The sequence below is a fragment of the Phycisphaeraceae bacterium genome, assembly GCA_019636735.1.
Classification (GTDB): Bacteria; Planctomycetota; Phycisphaerae; order Phycisphaerales; family SM1A02; genus VGXK01.
Genome location: JAHBWY010000003.1, coordinates 402,720 through 424,747 on the forward strand (window position 1 = coordinate 402,720; position 22,028 = coordinate 424,747).

General features: G+C 66.6%; 18 protein-coding genes and 1 tRNA gene. 12 read left to right on the forward strand and 7 right to left on the reverse strand.

Annotation, left to right across the window (positions count from 1 at the left end; translation table 11 throughout):
- Positions 1-14 precede the first annotated feature (14 nt).
- The 3 genes from KF724_05750 to pheA form a co-directional block, all read right to left on the reverse strand.
- Positions 15-1,586 carry an AbgT family transporter gene (locus KF724_05750; GenBank protein MBX3355185.1) on the reverse strand — a complete coding sequence of 524 codons (1,572 nt, stop codon included), beginning with the start codon at positions 1,584-1,586 and terminating at the stop codon, positions 15-17.
- Between the two features lie 253 nt (positions 1,587-1,839).
- Entirely contained in the window at positions 1,840-3,327 is a 1,488-nt protein-coding gene (locus tag KF724_05755) for an alpha/beta fold hydrolase (GenBank protein MBX3355186.1), read from the reverse strand.
- Between the two features lie 50 nt (positions 3,328-3,377).
- Positions 3,378-4,547, reverse strand: a complete 1,170-nt coding sequence (pheA, locus tag KF724_05760; GenBank protein MBX3355187.1) for a prephenate dehydratase — start codon at positions 4,545-4,547, stop codon at positions 3,378-3,380.
- A 100-nt stretch (positions 4,548-4,647) separates the two neighbouring features.
- On the opposite strand from pheA, the gene KF724_05765 reads away from it, so the two are divergent.
- From KF724_05765 to KF724_05780, 4 genes are all read left to right on the forward strand, one after another.
- Complete coding sequence (locus tag KF724_05765) at positions 4,648-5,529, forward strand: hypothetical protein (protein MBX3355188.1); 882 nt, start codon at positions 4,648-4,650, stop codon at positions 5,527-5,529.
- Between the two features lie 75 nt (positions 5,530-5,604).
- Entirely contained in the window at positions 5,605-6,951 is a 1,347-nt protein-coding gene (gene lysA, locus KF724_05770) for a diaminopimelate decarboxylase (protein ID MBX3355189.1), read from the forward strand.
- Positions 6,952-6,960: 9 nt separating this feature from the next.
- A complete protein-coding gene (locus KF724_05775; protein MBX3355190.1) occupies positions 6,961-7,422 on the forward strand; it encodes an SRPBCC domain-containing protein in 462 nt (153 codons plus the stop codon).
- A gap of 241 nt (positions 7,423-7,663) precedes the next feature.
- Positions 7,664-8,053 carry a hypothetical protein gene (locus tag KF724_05780; protein MBX3355191.1) on the forward strand — a complete coding sequence of 130 codons (390 nt, stop codon included), beginning with the start codon at positions 7,664-7,666 and terminating at the stop codon, positions 8,051-8,053.
- A gap of 230 nt (positions 8,054-8,283) precedes the next feature.
- On the opposite strand, the gene KF724_05785 is transcribed toward KF724_05780, so the two are convergent.
- Together KF724_05785 and KF724_05790 are read right to left on the reverse strand one after the other, a co-directional pair.
- Entirely contained in the window at positions 8,284-8,982 is a 699-nt protein-coding gene (locus KF724_05785; GenBank protein MBX3355192.1) for a phosphatidylglycerophosphatase A, read from the reverse strand.
- Entirely contained in the window at positions 8,979-9,626 is a 648-nt protein-coding gene (locus tag KF724_05790) for a CDP-alcohol phosphatidyltransferase family protein (protein ID MBX3355193.1), read from the reverse strand. The genes KF724_05785 and KF724_05790 overlap by 4 nt, the downstream gene beginning before the upstream one ends.
- Before the next feature lie 120 nt (positions 9,627-9,746).
- Here KF724_05790 and KF724_05795 point away from each other — a divergent pair, with 120 nt between their 5' ends.
- The 7 genes from KF724_05795 (at position 9,747) to KF724_05825 (ending at position 19,047) form a co-directional block, all read left to right on the forward strand.
- Complete coding sequence (locus KF724_05795; GenBank protein ID MBX3355194.1) at positions 9,747-10,772, forward strand: NADH-quinone oxidoreductase subunit J; 1,026 nt, start codon at positions 9,747-9,749, stop codon at positions 10,770-10,772.
- Between the two features lie 74 nt (positions 10,773-10,846).
- Positions 10,847-11,155: an NADH-quinone oxidoreductase subunit NuoK gene (gene nuoK / locus KF724_05800; protein MBX3355195.1), complete on the forward strand. Its 309-nt coding sequence runs from the start codon at positions 10,847-10,849 to the stop codon at positions 11,153-11,155.
- On the forward strand, positions 11,152-13,569 hold the full coding sequence (locus KF724_05805) for an NADH-quinone oxidoreductase subunit L (GenBank protein ID MBX3355196.1): 2,418 nt from the start codon (positions 11,152-11,154) through the stop codon (positions 13,567-13,569). The genes nuoK and KF724_05805 overlap by 4 nt, the downstream gene beginning before the upstream one ends.
- Complete coding sequence (locus KF724_05810) at positions 13,566-15,275, forward strand: NADH-quinone oxidoreductase subunit M (protein MBX3355197.1); 1,710 nt, start codon at positions 13,566-13,568, stop codon at positions 15,273-15,275. Before KF724_05805 ends, KF724_05810 begins: the two co-directional genes overlap by 4 nt.
- Positions 15,272-16,981 carry an NADH-quinone oxidoreductase subunit N gene (locus KF724_05815; protein ID MBX3355198.1) on the forward strand — a complete coding sequence of 570 codons (1,710 nt, stop codon included), beginning with the start codon at positions 15,272-15,274 and terminating at the stop codon, positions 16,979-16,981. The genes KF724_05810 and KF724_05815 overlap by 4 nt, the downstream gene beginning before the upstream one ends.
- Positions 16,959-17,032, forward strand: a tRNA-Arg gene (locus KF724_05820). Before KF724_05815 ends, KF724_05820 begins: the two co-directional genes overlap by 23 nt.
- A 62-nt stretch (positions 17,033-17,094) precedes the next feature.
- Entirely contained in the window at positions 17,095-19,047 is a 1,953-nt protein-coding gene (locus tag KF724_05825) for a PHP domain-containing protein (protein MBX3355199.1), read from the forward strand.
- Between the two features lie 200 nt (positions 19,048-19,247).
- Here the strand turns inward: KF724_05825 and KF724_05830 are convergent, their stop codons facing one another.
- A complete protein-coding gene (locus tag KF724_05830; protein ID MBX3355200.1) occupies positions 19,248-19,988 on the reverse strand; it encodes a type 1 glutamine amidotransferase in 741 nt (246 codons plus the stop codon).
- 69 nt (positions 19,989-20,057) lie between these two features.
- Here KF724_05830 and KF724_05835 point away from each other — a divergent pair, with 69 nt between their 5' ends.
- On the forward strand, positions 20,058-20,411 hold the full coding sequence (locus KF724_05835) for a YraN family protein (protein MBX3355201.1): 354 nt from the start codon (positions 20,058-20,060) through the stop codon (positions 20,409-20,411).
- A gap of 114 nt (positions 20,412-20,525) precedes the next feature.
- On the opposite strand, the gene KF724_05840 is transcribed toward KF724_05835, so the two are convergent.
- Entirely contained in the window at positions 20,526-21,971 is a 1,446-nt protein-coding gene (locus KF724_05840) for a peptidylprolyl isomerase (protein MBX3355202.1), read from the reverse strand.
- Positions 21,972-22,028 lie beyond the last annotated feature (57 nt).

The window sequence follows — 22,028 nt, forward strand, 5'->3', positions numbered from 1 at the left end:
GTGAACGCCGGGAATCAGCCGACCGGCGCGATCGCGGTGAGCGTCGGGCCGTCGGGCCCAAGGGGGATTCCAAGCGCAAGCCACGCCAGCAGGAAGCAGGTCCAGACGACGAGCGCCACCAGCGAGTACGGCAGCACCAGCGCAATGAGCGTGCCGAGCCCCGCCCCCGCCTCATAGCGGCGAATGGCCACAAGGATCACCACCAGGTAGGCGTTGAGCGGCGTGATCGGGTTCGACACCGAGTCACCGACGCGATACGCCGCCTGGGTGATCTCGGGCGCCACGCCGAGCCCCGCCAGCAGCGGCACCAGCACGGGAGCCAGCACAGCCCACTTGGCGCTCGCACTCGACATGATGATGTTGACGACCGCCGTCAGCAGCACCGTGCTCGTGACGAGGAAGTACGGTGAGAGATTCAACTGCTCGAGCGCTTCAACTCCCTGAATCGCGATCATGCTTCCAAGGCGCGAGTGATCGAACCACTTGATGAACTGCCCGGCGAAAAAGGCGAGCACGAGGTAGGCCCCCATGCTCGCCATGGTGTCCCCCATGCGAGAGGCGACATCGCGATCGCTGCGGACCGTGCCCGCGGCGACGCCATAGGCGATGCCGGGAAGCAGGAAGCCGATGAAGATGATCGGCACGATGGCACCGGTCCAGAGCGGCGCCGTGCGTCCGGGGGCGGGTGCGTACTCGCCCTGGAGCGGCCAGCCTGGAACGAGCGTCATCGCGACAAGCACGCCTCCGGTCGCAAGCGCCGTCGCCAGCGCCACCAGCAGGCCGCGCCGCTCTTCCGCGTGCAGCGGCTCGGGACCATCGGCGCTCAGGCCCGCCGCAGCAATCTGCCGGTCGATGGTCGCGCGGCTGAATCGTGGCTCGCTCACGAAGTGGCAGACGGCCCAGCCGATCAGCACCACGAGCCCGGTCGAACCGATCATGAAGAACCAGTTGCAGGCGACATCGACCTGGGCGTTGGGATTCGTGAGCTGCGCCGCCTGTTGCGTGAGCCCCTGAAGCAGCGGATCGAGCGCCGTCAGCAGCAGGTTGGCGCTGAATCCACCCGCCACACCGAAGGTCACCGCTGCCAAACCCGCCAGAGGCGCGCGGCCTGCCTTCGCGAAGACCGCGGCAGCGAGGGGCGGCAGGATGACATAGCCCGCATCGGCTGCGGCGCTCGACATCACGCCGGCAAAGACCACCGCCGGCGTGAGCAGCGCCGCTGGCGTCGCCAGGACGATCAGCTTCAGGACGGCGCCGAAGAGACCGGTGCGCTCCGCGACGCCGATGCCGAGCATCGCGACCAGCACGACGCCGAGCGGATGGAACTCGAGGAAGTTCTTGACCGCGTTGAGCCACATCCACTGGATGCCCTCCGAGGTCAGCAGATTGCGCGCACGAATCTCCTGGTTGGCGTTGATCGGATCTGCGACGGTCCAGCCGCTCCACGCTGCCCACGCCGAACCGAGCGCCACCAGGATGCAGCCGATGACAAAGAGGGTTGCCGGATCGGGCAGGCGATTCCCGATGCGCTCGATCCAGCCCAGAATCCCGCGCAGCTCCTGCGATGATCGGGGTGCACTCGTCATGGTCGGGAGACTAGAAGAACCGGGCGGTGCTCGCGAGGGCGCGGGCGGCATCGGCTTGCGCCTGCCGCGCGGCTTCATGGTTGCGCTGACTCTGGCGGCGCATTCTCTGACGGCTCATCGTTCGCGTCGCGCAGGGATCACGGCAGCGAGCTGCTGTCGACCTGTGAGAGGGGGCCGGAACAGGGCCGCATCGCTCCCTTGCCCGCGCCGAAGTGTCGGACACACCGCTGCGTCGCGGAGATTGCGCCGAGGGTCACTTGCCGCCAGCGGCTTGCGCGGCGATCGCCTCGCGCACGCGAGCCATCATCGTGGCGTGAAACGGATTGTGGCGCAGCCGCATGAGGTCATCGGCGGAGACCGCCAGCGCTCCTCGCTCTCCGCGCATCGAGAGGCTGCCGAGATGAAGACGCGGCGTGAGCGACGGAACACGGCCATCGCCATAGAGGGGATCTTCGGGCGGGAATGGAATCGCCACATGGGCCAGCGAGAAGACCTGAAGCGGCCACTGCGCATCGAGCGGGCGACGCTCGAGCTCCCCCTGACCGCGCCGGTGATCGACCTCCTCGAGTTCGCGGCTGCCCGGATTCACATTGGTGATGAGCGTGAAGCGATAGGGAAGGCTCGGATCCCGGAGCAGTCGCTCGATGTCGGGCACGGAGCGCGAAAGCAGGCCGTCGAGTTGATGGCCGCGGTTGACATCGAAGCAGACGATCTCACTGCCGTTGTCGGGCAGCCGGTCATAGAGGCGCGTGATGAGGTCGCGGGCCACGATCGTCGAATCGACGAGCGACTGGAACGAGAGGATCGGCGGCACGCGGGCGATCACACCGCTTGAGACGGCGCGGTCGATCGCCGTGGTGACCGCGCCGGTCAGCGCCCAAGACTGGGCGCCGGCATGCTGCGGAAAACTGTTGTACTTGAACGGGTCGTATTCGGGCTCCACCGAGAGCCAGCGGGCCTTGTTGTAGAAGGGCATCCACGAGTAGAGCCGGTGCACATTCGAGAACGCGGCGAGCGGCGTGATGCCGATCGCGGGCGAGAAGAGAATGAGTTGATCAGGCGCGCGCTCACCCTTCTCGAGCAGTTCGAGCGTGAGCAGGACGGCCAGCGCGCCTCCAGTCGAGTAGCCGACAAGAACGAGTGGCGTTCCTGCCGGCACGCGCTCTTCCAAACCTCGCCACGCAATCTTGACCGCCTCGTACCAATCCTGCCAATCGGCCTTCAGAATGCCCGCGGGAACAGTGCCATGACCGGGATAGCGCAGGCAGATGGAGAGGAAGCCCGCGTCGGTGAGTTCCTCGGCGGTCGAGCGCATGCTGTAGGGCGAATCGGTGAGTCCATGCAGGAGCAGCGCGCCGCCGACGGCGGGGCCGTTCGGGATCAGGATCTGCGTGCGATTCCAGTTGGGGCTGAAGGTCGCGGGGTCGCCGAGCCCGCCCTTCACGAAGCGGATCACCGGCGAAGTGCGCTGCGCCTCCGCCGAGTCGAGGTAGTAGCCGTCGAGCTCGGCGAAGACCTCGTCTTCAAGGCGCAGGTAGTCATCGAAGCTCATGCCCTTGCGTGCGAGGCGCGCGGTGAACTCCGAGCGCGGCGCCTCCTGATGCCAGCGAGCCAGTGGCGCCATCGATCGAACCCGCATGGCCTCGGCCGCAAGGAGCGTGCCAATCACCAGAACCACCGTCCATGCGATGAGGAGCGAGACACCAAGAAGCAGATGGCGCGTGCGCGACGAGAGACTCATGGGCGGGAGCGTACCGCCGCCCAATGCCGACCAGAGGAGTTGCCGCACGCTCAGAGAATGCGCTCGGCCTGCGGATAGCTGCCGAGCACCGTCAGCGAAAGGCAGTGCGCCGATGCGTCTGCAATGGCGAGCTGCAGAGCCGGGTCGTCCCGATGCGCCTCGACATCGATGAAGAAGATGTAGCGCCAGTTCTCGCGGGAACTCGGCCGCTTCTCGATGTGACTCAGGTTGAGCTTCTGGCGCCGAAAGGCATCGAGCACCTCGACAAGCGCGCCAGGTGTGTGTTGCGCGGCGAACATGATCGTGGTCTTGTCGCGTCCGCTCGGGCGCGACGGCTCGCGGCCGATGACGAGGAAGCGCGTCACATTGCCCGCGCGATCCTGGATTCCTTCGAAGAGCACATGCAGGCCGTAGATCTCTCCTGCAATCGGGCTGCCGATCGCGGCCGCACCGGAAGACGCCTCGCTCGCTGCAATCTTCGCGGCCGCGGCGGTGCTCGCCTCGGGCACGAGTTCAGCCTGCGGATAGCGACGCGAAAGCCAGTGACGACACTGGGCGAAAACCTCGCCTCGGGAGTGAATGCGACGAATCTCATTGGGGGCGCAGTTGGCAAGCAGCACCTGGTTCACTTCGACGAGCGCCTCGGCGGCGATCGTGACGGCGTGCTCCTGGAAGGCGTCGAGCGTCTCGGTGACGCTGCCCCCGATCGAGTTCTCGTAGGGCACCAATCCGTAATGGATGTGACCCTTCGTGATCTCCTCGAAGACGAGCGAGATCTCGGAGAGATCGGCGTACTCGACGCTCGAGCCGAAGTGCCGCACCGCCGCGAGATGGCTGAAGGTGCCCGGCGGACCGAGGTAGCCGATGCGCAGCGGTCGCTCGAGCGCAAAACTCCCCGACATGATCTCGCGGAAGACCGCCTCGACGGTCCGTGCCTGCAATGGACCGGGATTGCGCCGGACTGCGCGTTCGATCACCTCGCGTTCGCGATGGGGGGCGTAGATCGCGCCGCCGCCGGCCCGTTTCGCGTGGCCCACCTCGACCACCAGCGACGCGCGCTCCGCCATGAGCTTCACGATCGCCTCATCGATCGAGTCGATTCGAACGCGGAGGTCCGCGAGTGTCTGCTCCATCGCCTGGCTGGCCGACGGGGAACCCGGGCCACCGGCGGGCGTTGAGAGCGTGGGTTCGGGGGGCGGGTCGGGGGGCACTTGTGGCATTTGATCGGCGATTGGGGCGGGCCGCCAGAGGGTCAGCCGCATCTCGGCAGGAAGATGCCGCCGCAACGCCCCGAAGGACCGATAGAGTGACCGTCGCATCATGACGGTGGTCGCAACTGTGTCGACTGGTTCGCTCGTCTCGCCGTTCGTCCCGGCGGGCGGGGTGCTGTTGCTCCTGCTCGCGGCGGGGCTGCTGCTCTGGGCGTTCGGTGGGCGACTCCTGCGACCCGGTCTCGCGATCATCGGATTGCTCGCGGGCATTCCGGCGGGACTGTGGCTTGGAGCGGTCGCCGCGCCCGAGGTGCCGCCTGCCTTCTTCGCCGCGGGCGGTGCGCTCGCCGGTCTCGTCATCGCGTGCGTGAGTTACCTGGTGGCGCTTGCGTCGGTCACGGCGGCCCTGGCGGGCGTGGTTGCGCTTCTTGGTGCGTGGAGCGCCGCGGACCTCGGCTTCATCGATGCGGGCGCGGCATCGAATCGCATCGAGAGCGCGACCGAGGCGCTCGCTGCGCCACATGATTCGCCCATTGCGCGCGAAGCTCTCACCCAGATCTGGCTTGCAACGAAGGGCTCGGGAGCGAGCTCGGGCACCGTCGCGCTCCGCGATGACGGCGAAGAGGGGCAGGCGAAGACGGGCGTGCTCGTTCGCCTTGTTGATGCGACGCGGCAGACCTGGGAGGAGATGCCGCCACCGCGGCGCACGCTGCTCTCAGCGTCGCTTGCGACAGGTCTGGTGATCGGCCTTCTCTTCGGGCTGCTCTTTGCCGACGCGGCGGCCAAGCTCGTCACGAGTCTCGCGGGCAGCTTGCTGCTGCTTGTTGCCGGCATGCCGCTCCTTTCAGCGGCGCTCGGGCGGAGCGAGGACCTGCTGCCCCCCCGCCCCGCGTCGTGGTTTGTTGCGCTCGGGCTCCTCACGATCATCGGCTTCGGCGTGCAGCGGATGACGGGCGCCCCGCCGCGCCGCGAGTCGAAGCGCGACCAGTGATCCCCGCGGCCGGTGAAGGGCCTATGCTCCGCGACTCCCTTGACCGCCACGGTGGTCGATGATCGCAAACCACGCATGGACCATTTCACCTATCTCGATGGCCGTCTCTTCTGCGAGCAACTCTCCGCCGAGTCGCTGGCCAAGGCTGCCGGAACGCCGCTCTATGTCTACTCCGCGGCCACGCTGAGGGATCACTTCAAGCGCCTCGAGCAGGCGTTCACGCCCGTCAAGCCGCTCGTCTGTTTCAGCGTCAAGTGCAATGCGAATCTCTCGGTGCTGCGCCTGCTGGCCGCCGAGGGTGCGGGCATGGATGTCGTGAGCGGCGGCGAATTGATGCGGGCGCGGCGCGCCGGTGTGCCCGCCTCGAGCTGCGTCTTCGCCGGTGTCGGCAAGAGCGACGAGGAGATCGAACTCGCTCTTCGCGAGGGCATCGGGCTGCTGAACATCGAGAGCGAGGCGGAGTTTGAGAATGTCGCCGCGATCGCGCGGCGCCTCGGCCTGCGGTGCGACGCCGCGCTGCGGATCAACCCCGATGTCGACCCCAAGACGCATCGCTACACGACCACCGGTCGCAAGGAGACGAAGTTCGGCGTCGACCTCGAGCGGGCGCGCGCCTTCTTCGCTCGTTACGGCCGCGATGAGTTCGCGCGGTTGCGCGGGCTGCACCTGCACATCGGCTCACCCGTGTACACGACCGATCCCTATGTGCAGAGTGTGACGAAGGCGCTGGCGCTCAAGGAACAACTGGAGCGCGATGGGTTCACCATCGACGCCCTCGACCTCGGCGGCGGCTTCGGCGCCGACTACACCACGGGTCAGAGCCCGATGGTGCAGGCCTATGCCGATGCGATCGTTCCCCTGCTCTTGCCGCATCATGCGCGCGGGCTTCGCCTCTTCCTCGAGCCCGGGCGCACGATTGCCGCGAATGCGGGCATCCTGCTGACGCGCGTCCTCTACATGAAGCGCTCGGGCGACAAGCGCTTCGCGATCTGTGATGCGGGCATGCAGACCCTTCTGCGGCCAAGCCACTACGAGGCGTTTCACTTCATCTGGCCCGCGAACCCGGGCACGCCGATGGTGCCGCCGTCGCGCTCGACCGATCCCGGGCTGCCCGGACTGTCGCCGTGCGATGTTGTCGGCCCGATCTGCGAGACGGGTGACTTCCTGGCGGTCGATCGGGCGCTTCCCGAGCTTGCGCGAGGCGACTTGCTCGCCGTCTTCTCAGCCGGTGCCTATGGCATGACCATGGCCAGCCGCTACAACAGTTCGCCGCTTCCCGCGGAGGTGCTGGTCGATGGCGACACGGCCACCGTGGTGCGGCAGCGCGAGGCGTGGGATGACCTGATGGCGCATGAGTCGGCGCCGGTGCCGCTCAAGGTGTCAGCCGGTGCGACCGCCGCGCGACCCGCTGGCGTGCGTTGAGGAGTCCCGATGGTTCGACTCGAGAATGATGGCGTCTGGGTCACGCTGAAGGAGACGATCGCCGCACATCACGAGGAGGTCTTCGCGTGTCTCACGACCGAAGCGGGCCTCATTCGGTGGTTTCCCGTGGCGTGCCAGGTTGAGTTGCGGACGGGCGGCCAGATGAAACTCGCCTTTGATGCGAAGTTCCGAAGGCCGCTCACGATTCCGATCCTCGAGTATCACGAAGATGGTCGCGTCTCATGGGGCTGGTACCCGGGCATCGGCGATGAGATGGTGCCGATTCACTGGACGGTGACCCCTGAAGTTGAACAGGGCGCGCGGGTGATTCATCGCCACGGACCGTTTCGAAACGACACCGAGCACCTGATCGAACTTGCCAACGATGCAGAGAGCTGGCGCTGGTACATGTGCAATCTCCGCACCGTGCTTGAGGCCCGCGTGGACATGCGCCACGAGAGGCCGTTGTGAGGTGAGATGAGGCAAGGCGAGGCGAGCGCGTGACGGTCCGGTGTCGCGGAACACGCCACGGACAGATCCAACTCTCACAAGAGCAGGGCCGACGAGAACAACCCTGTCACATCGAACCGCTCCAGTCGATCGGCCTTCTCGCTGCGACAAGTGGCAAGCAGCGTGATCTCGCACTTGCAGCCACCCCCACGCAGCTTCCCACCGACCCCATCGAGCCCACAGCCTCCCGTACGATGTGTCCATGCGGACCTTCCTCGTGAACATCGGCTACGGCCTGAACATCGTCTTGCTGGGACTGGTCGGCTTCACGCTGACCACCGATGGAAGCCGCACGCTCGCGCTTGTCATTCCACTCATCCTCGGATCGCTGGTCGTCATCATGTCCTGGCTGACCCTCCAGGATCAGCGCAATGAGCGCCTCGGCAAGACCGGCCGGCTCGGCGTGCTCATCGTGCCGATCATTGCGGCGGTCACCTTCCTCTGGATGGCTGGAAGCGCCTCCGCACTCGAGGGCCAGCGTGCCCGCGTGCTCCTCTACATCGCGATGACACTCATCAGCGTGCAGACGCTCGGCCAGATCTGGTTGCTCCGAGATCACGAGAAGCCTGATCGCCCCGCCGACGCGTCGTGACGCACCCCCGATTCCCCGCCCGGCGGCGAGACCAGGCACCCAGCAGCATTGGAGCCGCGATCAGCCCGCGATGACGACTCGTTGCGCCACTCCGCAAGAGTGCGCGGCAGCCTCATGCCGCGCTCGCCTGACCACGCGGACCTTGCCGCCACCGTCCACCCGGATCGACCGCGCTCGCATCACCCCGCAAACGCCCGCGCCACGAATCACGCGACTCCGCTTCGCTCACTTCACGCCGCATAGCCCCGAGCCACGAACCACGCGACGCACCACGCCGCACCGAGCGCATACGCCCCGGCCAGCAGGTCATCGATGAGAATGCCAACTCCCCCGCCCAGCCGCTGCAATCCGCGTGCTGGCGGCGGTTTCACGATATCGAACGCGCGGAAGAGAAAGAACGCCGCAATGGCGACGACCGTCTGCGGCATCGTCAGGTGGCCGACGATCGTCTCTCCTTCAAGCCACCACCACGGAAGCACCAGCAGCGCCACCGCCTGCCCCGCCACTTCGTCGATGACGACTTGCGAAGGATCCTTGCGCCCGAAGGTCCGCTCCGCACCACTGCCGAAGTGCACGCAGAGCCACGACGCGACGACGACCAGCAGCGCCATCGACGCCGAAATCGCCCACCACGGCGCGCCAAGCGCAAGCAAGAGCATCGCCACCACCACCGGCGGCAGCGAACCCCATGTGCCCGGCGCCGGTCGCAGGTGACCGAGCCCCATCGCCGTCACGGTCAGGCGACCGATCGCCGTGAGCCGATCACCGCTCGCTGCGTCAGACCGTGTTGAGTGAGCCGCCCGCTCCTCCCCCACCGCACTAGCCGCTGCCAACTCAGCCGCCGAGTCAGCCGCAGCCGGGAGCCGATCACCGCGTGCACCACGGTCGCCGTCATCAGCGCTCGACGCATCGTGCCCCCCGCCGCTCATGATCCGCGCGTCTCCTTGGAACGACCGACGGTCGCCATCAACCGCTGACCCCTGATCGCGTACGGCAGCGCCGACAGGACCGTGACCGCCACGGTGCCCCAGACGAGGCCATCCCTGAGCCACTTCCACGCCGAACCAGGCTCCCCGAGTTGGTTCACCGCCACGAAGAGCGACACGGGCACCGTCACCGACTGGACGAACATCTTGATCTTGCCCCAGCGGTCGGCACCGAACGCGATGCCCTCCGCTTCGAGCACGCCTCTCACACTGGTCACCAGCAACTCCCGGGTCAGGATCACCACCACCATCCAAGGGGCGATCGCGGAGACAAGCCTTCCCGGTTCGCTCGCCGCAAATGGCGGCGCCGCAAGGAAGATGAAGGCCCCCAGCACCAGCACCTTGTCGACCACGGGGTCCATCACCCGCCCGAAGACGCTCACCACCTGCCAACGGCGGGCGAGCCAGCCGTCAATCACATCGGTGATCGCCGCGAAGGCAAACATCCAGACCGCCAGGTTGCCCCAGAGCCTCGTTGATTCCTCCGTCCGCAGGCCGACCGCCAAGGCCGCGAAGAAGCCGGCGGCCACGACAAGCCGGAGCATCGTGATCGCATTGGGGATGGCCGCCCTGACGCCCTCGGGCATGGTCGAATGGTAGAGGAACGGCCGCGATTGCGCCATGCTTGCGGCCCCTATCGCGCGCCACTAACCTTCCCGCTCTTCGATCGTCAGGAGGGCGATCGAGTCGCGCCGAACCGTTACCCGATGCCCACGGAACCATCGTTTGCGTCGCTCCCGCTCTTTGTCGCGGGAGTCCTCTGCGTTCTGGGCCTCTTCGGGCTGATGCGGCCCTCGCGCCTCACCTTCCGAAGCGGAGCCACCATCGTCGGCCTTGCGGGCGTCGGCATGCTGATGGCGCTCGCCGTGCAGGCTGGCGGCGGGCCCCAGGGACCTCCCGCGTCGGCCACACTGTGCATCGCATTCGCGACCATTGCCATTGCAGGCGCCGTGCGCATGGTCACCCATCCGCGACCCGTCTTCGCGGCGCTCTACTTCATTCTGGTCGTGCTCGCCTCGGCGGCGCTCTTCCTGCTGATGCAGGCGGAGTTTGTCGCCTTCGCGCTCATCATCGTCTACGCGGGTGCGATCCTCATCACCTACATGTTCGTCCTGATGCTGGCGCAGGAGAGCCCTGAAGCTCGCCCCGGCCGCACCTCCCAGGAAGACTACGACCGAATCCCGCGTGAACCGGCCGTCGCCGTCGTCGTCGGCTTCTTCATGCTGATGGTTCTCTCCGAGGCCTTCCTCGGACCGAAGGGCCCCATGCCCGATCACTCCGGCCGCGTCGAGCGCGAGGCGCGGGAGATCCGCTGGGACGCCCTTTCGCGCATGCCGAAACTGGTGCTCGAGTCGGCACGCACCGTTGATCGATCGATCGCGGAGGTGCACCCCTGGTCGCCCGGCGTCTATCTCGAGCATCGAGATGGCGCTCACTTCGCGATCGTCTCAAGCGCCGGGTCGGACCAGACCCGCGAGGTCGAGATTCCCAACGACCGCGCCCTCACGAACACGCGCGGCGTCGGCATGGCGCTCGTGGCCGACTTCCCCGTGAGCCTCGAACTCGCGGGCGTCATTCTGCTCATGGCGATGTTCGGCGCCGTCGTCCTCGCTCGCAAGCAGATCGAACTCGGCGATGATGAGCGCCGCGAAGCGGCCGGGCTCCGCAGGCTGAACCCCGATGAACCGGGCGATTCCGGAGAGAGCGCCTCGTGGCGAGGGGGCCAGTCATGAGCCCGTGGCTCGTGGACTCGGCGCTTCCGATCGCGCACTCCGCGGTCGCCTCGCCGCTCCTCGCGGTTGAGTCGATGGGCGGCGGACCACTCAAGGTGCTGCTCATCACGAGCGCCCTTCTCTTCTCGATCGGTCTCGTCGGCTTCCTCTCCCGGCGGAACATGATCCTGATGTTCCTCTGCACCGAGCTCATGTTCCAGGCGGCGGCGCTCGCCTTCGTCGCCTTCGGTCGCATGCACCTCGATTACTCGGGGCAGACCTTCGTCATCTTCATTCTCACCGTGGCCGCGGCGGAAGCGGCACTCGCGCTGGGATTGGTCGTGCTTCTCTTCCGTCGTCGCGACACGCTCAACAGCGAGGTCTGGTCGGAGTTGCAGGAATGACGCATTCACCCGCCACGACTTCGCAGCGACTCCTGAGCTCGGCGCTTCGCGCGCCGGTGATGGTCATCGGCGCGCTCCTGTCGCTGCTGGTGGCCATGCCCGCGTCTGCGGTCGGTGACGAGGGTTCGGCAGCGCTCGCCGCGTTCCTCGCCCAGCCGATCGATCCCGCGGTCGTCTCCCCGGACCTCTCCTGGGCGGGGTGGATCATCGGGCTGCCGGCGATCTCCGCCATCATCTGCGGCCTCTGCTGCGCGCTGCGCATCCGCAACAAGCTGCCCGCGGCGGTCACGGTCATCTCCTTCGCGATCTCGTTCGTTCTCGTCTTCCTCCTCTTCCGGACTGTGAATCCGAATCAGGCGGTGGTGATCCCGCTCTTCGACTGGATCGCCTTCACCTGGGGTGACGGGCGCTGGCACGGCATCGGGGCGCACTTCGCGCTCTATGTCGACCAGCTCACGCTCTTCTGGATGCTCTTTGTCACCGGACTCGGCACGCTCATCGCGATCTTCGCGAGCGAGTACATGGAGTCCGATGTCGGCAAGGGCTACGCCCGCTTCTTCTTCGGGGTGAGCCTCTTCATCGTCGCAATGGCGGCGCTGGTGATGGCGGACAATCTCGTCCTCCTCTACCTCGGCTGGGAAGGCGTCGGCCTCGCGAGCTATCTGCTCATTGGCTACTACTACACGAAGCCGAGCGCGGTCGCCGCTGCAAAGAAGGCCTTCATCGTCAACCGCATCGGCGACCTCGGCCTCGCGATCGGCATCTTCCTGATCTGGGTCAACTACGGCACGCTCCAGTACGACGGGCTCTTCCAGGCGATCCAGGAAGCGGACAATCCCGCCGGTGGCTGGGACGCTTCGCTCATTCCCTTCTGCCTGATGCTCGGCGCCTTCGGCAAGAGCGCGCAGATTCCGCTCTATGTCTGGCTTCCCGACGCGATGGAAGGACCGACGCCGGTCTCCGCGCTCATCCACGCCGCAACGATGGTCACGGCAGGTGTCTACCTGATCGCGCGGATGTTCCCGCTCTTCGTGATCAACCCCGAGGCGATGACGACGGTCGCCTGGGTCGGAGGTCTGACGGCGCTTCTCGCCGCGACCATCGGCATGGCGCAGTACGACATCAAACGGATCTTCGCCTACAGCACGGTGAGCCAGCTCGGGTACATGTTCCTGGGCCTCGGCGTGGGCACCACCTACGGCGCGTGCTACCACACCTTCACGCACGCCTTCTTCAAGGCGCTGCTCTTCCTCACCTCGGGCGCGATCATGCATGGCTTCGCGGGCCAGCTCGACCTGCGTCGACTTTCAGGTCTTCGACGCGTGCCCGGGTTCACGCTGGTGAGCTGGACCATGCTCATCGGCTGCCTCTGGCTTGCCGCGTTCCCCTTCTCCGCCGGCTTCTTCTCGAAGGACACGATCCTCTACTGGGCGATGTTCCACCCGACCTTCGCCCAGCCCGCGCTCGCGTGGATCGGGCTGGTCGTGGCGGGCTTGACGGCGTACTACACCTTCCGAGTCTGGTTCCGCGTCTGCGCCGGTCCGGTCGCCTATGTGCCGGGTGAAGACGACCACGGCGCCGCACACGACGATCATGGCGCCAGTCACGCGGGCCACGGTGCGCACGGTGAGCATGGCGGGCATGCTGGGCATGGTGGGCATGGCCACGATGCGCATGCATCAGGCGCCGCTCATGGCAGCGCGTCTCATGCGGCAAGCGCCGGGCATGGTGGGCATGGTGGGCATGGTGGGCATGGCGGTCGTGGCGGGCACGGCTCCGGCGACTTCCACCCCCACGCGCCGCGACTTGCGATCAAGGGCGTCCTCTTCATTCTTGCCGTCGGAGCGATCCTCGCCGGTCTGCCGACCTATCTCGTGATGTCCGGTCACTCCTCGGTGAACTGGGTCGAGTCGATGGTCGGCAACTCGAGCGCCATCATGGGCGTGGTGCCCGAGGCGCTCGACACCTCGCATCCGCATCTGCTCGGCATGGACGGTCACACGGCGATGTTCGTCCTCTCGACCATCGTCGGGCTCACGGGCATCTTCGTGGCGTTCATCCTTCACCTGCAGAATCGGCGCCTCGCCGATCGCATCAGGAGCGGCCTGCTCGCCTCGAGCGCCACGCGATGGCTCCCGACCGCGATGGAGAACAAGTGGTATGTCGATGAGGCCTACCACGCCTGCTTCCGACTGCCGATGTGGGTCGGCGGTCACCTGCTCCACTTCTTCGACAAGCACTTCATCGACGGCCTTCTGGTGAACGGCATCGGTCGCATTCCGCCGATGCTCGGCAGGCTCTTCCAGCCGCTCTACAACGGTGTGCTCCAGGGCTACGCGACGACCATGGCCGGAGCGGTCGGACTCATCCTCGCGTGGATCATCTGGCGCTGGGTGGCGGGAGGTGGCGCGTGACCATCGCCGTTCTTCTTCTGCTGCTGCCGCTCGTCGCCGTCGGCGCCATCATCGCCGCGCCGGAGCGGCAGGCGAAGTGGGTCGCCTTCGGCGCCTCATCAGTCGTCTTCCTCCTGAGCGTCATCTGGGCCTTCCAGTTCCCGGAGTGGACCACCGGTCGCTTCTGGCCCGAAGAGGGCGGCGCGGGCGTCATGACGCGGTTCGGCGTGAGCCTCGAGCTCGGCGTCGACTCGGTCAGCATGATGCTGATCCTGCTCACCACCTTCCTCACGCCGCTTTCGATCCTCGGCTCCTTCACGAGCATCACCACGCGCGAGCGCGAGTTCTACGGCTGGTTCATGGTGCTGCTCTCCGCGATGCAGCTCGCGTTCATGAGCCGCGACGCGATCCTCTTCTATGTGGGCTATGAGTTCACGCTCGCCCCAATGTTCTTCCTGATCTCGATCTGGGGAGGACCGGAACGCCGCGCCGCGGGCATCAAGTTCTTCCTCTTCACCTTCCTCGGATCGGTGCTCACGCTGGCGGGCATCGTCTATGTGGCGGTGCAGCAGTGGGACGCAACGGGCACCTGGAGCTTCCGCATCACCGACCTCGTGAACTTCGCGAATCACCCGGAGCATGGGCTCACTTCGCGGCAGCAGTTCTGGGTCTTCGCGGCGCTCATGGCCGGATTCGCGGTCAAGACCCCCTTCTTCCCCGTGCACACCTGGCTGCCCTTGGCGCACGACCAGGCACCGACCGCAGGCAGCGTCATCCTCGCAGGCACGCTCCTCAAGCTCGGCACCTACGGCGTCTATCGCATCGCGCTCCCCATGACTCCCGAGGGGGCGGTGGCGCTCTGCACCTTCTTCGCCGTGCTCTGTCTCCTCGCCATCGTCAACATGGCGCTCGTCTGCTGGGTGCAGCGCGATGTGAAGAAACTTATCGCCTACAGCTCGGTGAGCCACATGGGCTTCGCCATGCTCGGCCTCTTCGCCTTCAACCCGATCGGCGCCGAAGGGTCCGTGATGTACATGGTGAACCACGGCCTCTCGACTGGCGCGCTCTTCCTCTGCATCGGCATGATGTACGAGCGCTACCACACGAAGGACATGGAGGAGATCGGCGGCCTCGCGAAGCGCATGCCCGTGTGGGCGTTCTTCATGGTCTTCTTCACGCTCTCGAGCGTCGGTCTCCCTGGACTCAACGGCTTCGTCGGCGAGTTCCTCTGTCTCTTCGGCGCCTTCACGGCATCGCACGATGCGGCAACGGGCTATCCCGGCGTGCTTGGACCGTGGTTCGCCCTGATCGGCGCCGTGGGACTCATTCTCGGCGCGATGTACCTGCTCATCATGCTCGGCAAGGTGGTGTGGGGCCCGCTGCGCGAGCCGCATCTCCACAGCCGCGATCCGATCCGCGATCTCGGGTTCCGGGAGATCGCGATCCTCACGCCGCTGGCGCTGGTGTGCCTCTGGATCGGACTCCAGCCGACGCCGCTTCTCAAGGCGATCATGCCGAGCGCGAGGATCGTGCTTGCCGACTACCCCGCCGCGGTGCAGCGCTACCACGCCGAGCGCGAACGCCGCGCCTCGGAGGCGCTGGTGCGTGACGAGGTGCGACCCGCTCCGTCAGAGCCGACGCCGGCGGCCGAGGCTGCGGCGCTGGTCGGAACCTCACCGCTCTCGCTGCTGATCGCGCCGTCACAGACCGCTGGAGGCCGCCCATGACCGACATGAGCCTGCGCCTCATCACGATCATTCCCGAGATCGTCCTCTTCGCAGGCGCGGTGATCGTGAGCATCCTGGGGCTCTCCCCCGCGAAGCAGCTTCGAGACGCCGTGCCCGCCATCACGGCCGCGTTCCTCTTCGCAGCACTCGTCATCATTCCCTTCGTCTCGCAGCCCGATCGAGTGGCCGATGCGGGCCACCTGCTTCCGAACCTCGGCATGGTCGCGAAGATGCTGATCGCGGGTGTTTCGCTGCTCCTGGTCGCGGTCGGCGCAGGCGCGGTCGATCGCCGCCTTGAAGAGTCGATCGCGCGGGGTCGCTCTCCCTTCGACCCCGTGCGCGTGTTGCGCGGCGAGTACCACGCCTTCCTGCTCCTCTCGGTGTCAGGCGCCATGCTGCTTGCAAGCGCCAGCGACCTCATCTGGCTCTTCCTCGCCCTTGAACTCTCGAGCCTGCCGACCTATGTGATGGTCGCAATCAGCCGCGGCACGCGACGCGCCCAGGAGGCGGCGGTCAAGTACTTCTTCCTCGGCGCCATGGCCGCGGCCATGGTCCTCTACGGCTTCGCGCTCCTCTACGGGTCGACCGGCACGCTGCGGCTCGTGGATATGCACTCCGTCTTCTCGGCGCAGATCGCCGCGGGCGGTGTCGACGGCCTCGCAATCATCGGCGCGGCGCTCGTGATCCTCGGCCTCACCTTCAAGATCACCGCAGTGCCGATGCACTTCTACGCCCCCGATGTCTACGAGGGCGCCGGGGTCCATGTCACCGCGTTCCTGAGCTTCATTCCGAAGGTTGCCGGCTTCATCACACTCATCATGGTGCTCTCGACCATCGGCTGGGAGGGCCACCGCCCGGGAGCCGACGGGGCGCTCCTCAACGGCCTGCCGCTGCCGCTCACTTCGCTGCTTTGGATGCTGGCGGTGATGACGATGACGCTCGGCAACATCGGCGCTCTCCTCCAGCGGAGCGTGAAGCGCATGCTGGCCTATAGCTCGATCGCGCATTCGGGGTACATGCTGATCGGCATCATCGTCGGCCCCGCGCTCGGCGGCTTCGATGCGCTCTTCTTCTACCTCGTCTGCTACGGACTCATGAACACCGCGGTGTTCGGGGCGCTCGCGGCGATCGAGCGCTCCAACGGCGACGAGGTCGACTCCTTCGACGACCTCTCCGGACTCTGGGTCCGTCACCCGATGGTGGCGGCGATGCTTGCGGCCGGCGCAGGCAGTCTCGTCGGACTCCCGCCACTGCTCGGCTTCTGGGGCAAGCTCGATCTCTTCATCGCCGGTATCAACGACGCCCAGACGGTGCTGATCGTGATCGCGGCCGTGAACAGTGCGATCAGCGCCTGGTACTACCTGCGACTCGCGGGATTGCCGATCGTCGGTGTTGCCGATCGCCGCGCGGAACTGGTTGTGAGCGTGCCGAGTCGATGGCCGAAGGTCGCTGCGGTCATCTGCGGGCTCGGCGTCATCGTGCTGCCGCTGCCGCTCGTCGATTCGATCATCGAAGCCTCCGCCGTCGTCGGCGCCGAGCGTCGGGGCGTGGCGCAAACTCCGTTGGAGCCGATGACTGATCCGCTGCCGGAGCACGCGTCGCAACCTCTCTCCGTGGCTCCCACGGCTCCCGGAGAGGATGCTGCCGCAGACGCGCCATCTCCGCTACAATCTCCGCCCCGCAGCGCCCGTAGCTCAACTGGATAGAGCGTCGGCCTACGAAGCCGAAGGTTGCTGGTTCGAGTCCAGCCGGGCGCGTTCGGACGCCCCCACTCCGGGTTGACCGGCCGATCGTCGATCGATCGCTCAACCGCGATCCCATGAGCACGAATGCATCGCTCGCCGAGATCTTCGAGAGCATGGCGGACCTGCTCGAGCTGACCGGCGCCAATCCCTTTCGCGTGAATGCCCATCGGCGCGTGGCGCGAGCGATGGAATCGCTCGGCGAGGATGCCGCGGCGATCGTGGGACGAGATCCCTCGGAGCTCACCACCATCGAGGGAATCGGAGGCGGGAGCGCGAAAAAGATCGAGGAATTCGTCCGCACCGGGCGCATCAAGGAGCATCAGGAGCTGCTCGCGGAGGTGCCGCCGGGCGTGCCCGCGATGCTCAGGATTCCGGGGCTCGGACCCAAGACCGTGCGGATGCTCTGGAACGATGCGGGCATCGAGGATATCGCTGGCCTTCGCACCGCACTCGATGCCGGTCGCCTCGAGGGCCTGCCGCGACTCGGGCCGAAATCGATCGCGAACCTTCGCGAGTCGCTCGACTTCCTCGAGAAGTCTGGCGGTCGCGCCCGGCTCGGCAGCGCCATGCCAGTGGCCGAGGCGATCGTCGCCATGCTTGCGGGCCTGCCCGGGGTTGAGCGCGCTGCGTTTGCGGGAAGCCTCAGACGCGGGCGGGAGACGATCGGCGATCTCGACATCCTGGTCGCCGCCGACAACGCCGGCCCCGTCTCAGAGGCCTTCCAGGCAATGGACCCGAAGGCAGGCGGCGCTCCGACCAGCGGAGCGCGAAAGGGCGCGAAGGGCCGCGGCGCCGCAGGCAAGGCGCGAAAGGGTGCACCCGCCGCAGCTCAAGCCGATGAGCCTCAGGCGGTGGACGGCGAAGCGCTCGCACACGCGGCCACGGGTGACGCCGCTTCGAGTCCCCATGCCGAACTGCCGCGCGTCGCGAAGGTGCTCGCCGCCGGAGAAACCAAGACCTCGGTGCGCCTCGACAACGGCATGCAGGCGGACTTGCGCGTCGTACCGCTTGGCGCCTTCGGCGCCGCGCTTCTCCATTTCACCGGTAGCAAGGAGCACAATGTCCGTCTGCGCGAGCGTGCCATCGCGCGCGGCTTCCGCCTGAATGAGTACGGGCTCTTCCCCGACGATGGCGAGCCCGCGCCGCAGGATCGGGGCGTTCGTCCTGTGGCAGGGAAGACCGAGGAGGAGATCTACGAGGCTCTCGGGCTGCCGTGGATCCCCCCCGAGCTGCGCGAGGATCATGGCGAGTGTTCCGAGCCGATCCCCACTGACCTCGTGACGATCGACGACATTCGCGCCGAGCTCCACGCGCACACGACCGCCAGTGACGGCGCCATGAGCATCGAAGCGCTCGCCCGCGCGGCGAAGGCGCAAGGGTTCCACACGATCGCCGTCACCGACCACAGCCGCTCGAGCGTGCAGGCGAATGGACTCTCTCCGGAGAGGCTTCTTGCCCACATCGACGCGATTCGAGCCGCCGAAGCGAAGATCGGCGGCATCCGACTCCTCGCCGGCAGCGAGGTGGACATTCACGCCGATGGCTCCCTCGACTACGACGATGAACTCCTCGCCCGGCTCGACCTCGTCATCGCGAGCCCTCATGCGTCACTGCGGCAGGAGCCCGCCACGGCGACCGCGCGACTGCTCGCGGCGGTGCGCCACCCGCTGGTCCACTGCATCGGTCACCCCACCGGTCGCATCATCAACGGACGCCCGGGACTCGAGCCCGACATGCCCGCGATCATCGCCGCCGCGCGGGAGTGCGGCACGGCGCTTGAGATCAACGCGAATCACCTGCGCCTCGATCTTCGCGATGCGCATGTCCGGATGGCGGTCGATGCCGGAGTCACCATCGCCATCAACTGCGATGTCCACGGCGAAGGCGACTTCAACGAATTGCGCTACGGAGTCATGACCGCCCGGCGCGGCTGGCTTCCGCGCTCCCTCTGCATCAATACCTGGGAGCGTGATGCCATCGAAGCGTGGCTCCGCGCGAAGCGAACAACCTCGACTTCCCGCCGTTGAGCGGTGCCGCGCAAGGCGACCTTCGGCGGCCAACTCACTCACGGCCTGCCGTTCCACGCTGACCAGCGTGTCACTCACTCACGGCCTGCCATTCCATGATGACCAGCGTGCCGCGATGGAACAGGACTGATTCGACTCACTCTGATCGAAGGCGACCAGCCTCGACCTTCTCAATCATCGGCTTCCGCGCAACGCCTCGATCAGTGATGCAGATCACGCACGATGCCGCGGTTCACTCGATCGACCGGCATCAGGCAGAGCGCGATCCGCTCGGTCAGCCGTTCCGCAAGTCGCTCCGCAACAGCCGCGTGCTGATCGACGCCGCTCCGGATCGCCTCGGGTGACGCTCCCGCGGAGCGCACCTCATCGCCATACTCATCGACTTCCTTCAGGATGATCGCTCGATCCCATTCGAAGTGGTACTGGAAGCCGTAACTGAAGAGACCGACGGCAAAGGCCTGCACCCGGCAGCGCTCACTCGAGGCGAGGATGCGGGCCTCCGGCGGCGCCGTCACGATCTCGTCGAAGTGCCAGCAGAACTGCGTCGAAGTCCATGGAATGCCCGCGAGGACTGGATCCTCGCGACCCACTGGGGAGAGTGAGACATTGAACCAACCGAGTTCAGGAGTCGCGCTCTTCTTCACTTCGCCACCGAGCGCCTGCGCGAGAAGCTGGGCACCGAGGCAGAGCCCCACCACCGGAACTCCCGCGCCATGCGCATCGCGAATGAGCGACATCTCCGCCGCAAGCCACGGCTCGTTGCCGTAGGCCGACTGCGGACCGCCGCAGCTCACGAGGCCGGTGATTCCATCGAGGTCGGGCGGCAGCGCCTCGCCTCGATCGACTCGAATGATCCGAAGGCGGGAGCCGAGCGTACGAAGGCCGCGTGCGAGAATGCCTGCGCCAAAGTTCGGAGAATGTTCCAGGATCACGATCGACATGGTGAGCCAAGCGTAGCATTCGCCCTCATGGGGCGACCGGGGCAACCAGATCCAGTGGCCGGTGCACGCATGCGGGCAGCACGCGAGGGCGAGTCGGCCGCCGCCGGCTTTCTCGAACGGCAGGGCTATCGCATCCTGGCCCGGAATCTCCGGGTGGGACGAGATGAGCTTGACCTGCTGGCGATTGCTCCCGACGAGCGCACCGTCGTGGTCGTTGAGGTCAAGTGTCGCCGCGCGAGCTCCTCCCGCCCAGAGGAGCGAGTCGACCACCGCAAGCGCCATCGCCTGAGCCGGGCCGCTCTCACTCTCTCGCAGCACCGCGAGTTCGCCGGCGCCCGCTTCCGATTCGATGTGATCAGCGTGGTCCAGATGCCGGGCGAGCCCGCCATCGAGCACTGGCCCGCGGCATTCGACGCCGAGTGAGAGCGAGTACACCGCCCGAGTGGTGCGCCCGCGCAACTGGCTGCGCCGCCCTCGTGCTCGCCCCATCGAGCCGCCAGAGCGCCCGGCACGATGACCCCGCGACGGCAGTGGGCCTCAGGGCAGGAAGTAACGCCGCAGCGCAATCTCGATCAGGCGCATCCGCATGTCGTCGATGCTCTCGGTGATCCAGCGATTGCGCAGCGAGTCGAAGTAGCGCTCCTGCTCCTGCCAGAGGCGCGTCTGCTCAAGCTCGTTGCGAATCGAGATCTGCACCTCGGGGTCAAAGAGCGATCGGGAAGGCGCCTGCTCGCGGCCGAGCAAGCTGATCCACATCGTGGCTGGCCCAAGCACCAATGGCGGGCTCGTCTGCCCCGGTGAAAGCTCCGCGAGCGCCTTGCGAACCTCGGGGAGAAGATCAGTCATCCCCTCAATTCCACCCTCGCCCAATTGACGCTCGAACCAGAAGCCGTCATCACGCATGCGAAGCTCACGCGCGATGGTCGTGAAGTCCGCGCCCGCCGCAAGCTGCGACTGGATCTCCGCGATGCGATTGGTGTTTCCCTGCGTCGGCACGATGATCCGCCCCACTCGGAGCGTCGGACCTGGGTTGTACTTGTCGAAGTTCCGCTCATAGGCGCGCTCGATGTCGCGCCAGCTCACGATCGCGCGAGGTCGAAGACGGCGATTGATGAGGTCCGCCGCAAGCGCCTCGTTCTTGCGTCGCTCCATGAACTGCTCGACGCTCATGCCGAACTGATCCTGAAGACTCGCCTCGGCCGCCGATCGCGTGCCGCCGCGTTCGGCGACTTCCTGCTCCTGAAGCGTGCGCAACCACTGAAAGAGACCTTCCCGAGCCTCGGGTGGAATGCGACTCTCCGCCTCCGAGATGATGAGTCGGTTGTTCACCTCCTGCTCAAAGCGCTCGGTGACCATGGCGACGATCTCGCGGCGCGCCTGCGCGCGGTCGGTGTTGGCGCCCACGCGCGCCAGGCGATCGGCCATCGGCTCGAGGAAGTCATCGGCGTAGATCGCCTTGCCGTTGATCTGCCCGACGAGCCCATCAACCGGCCACGGCCGACCCGGTGGAAGCTCTGAAGCGATCTTCTCGGGGCCGAGTGGAATCGCCGCGGGCTGTCCATCGGGAAGCGTGGTGCGCGCGAGCTCGCGGCTCTCGACGATGTCCGTCGCGGGGCCCTCGATCTCCCGTGACTCATCGACGACCTCGGGTTGCGTGAAGACCGCCTCGGGGACGCTGATCCGAGGCGTGCGATCCTCGGGTGCCTCGCGCACATTAAACTGCTCGGGCGAAAGGGTCGGCAATGAGCCCGGAATGAACCCATTCGTGCCGCAGCCGCCAGCGACGATCGCGTGCACGATCGCAAACAGTCCTACAAGCCACACGACCATCGGGGTCACCTGCGCCATCGCACCGCCATGGGCCAGGTGACGCGTGCCCGCACTCTGTGCTGCCTGCGATGAGCCCTGTTCACGACTGTTGCAGCGCCCCCGCGTCGCCGAGACAATCGGCTCGAAATCCCGTGATGGCTGGTGCAGTGCCATGGCGGTCGATTGTACGGCGCTGCGGACGACTATGATCCGACCGGCGCCCGCCGGGCG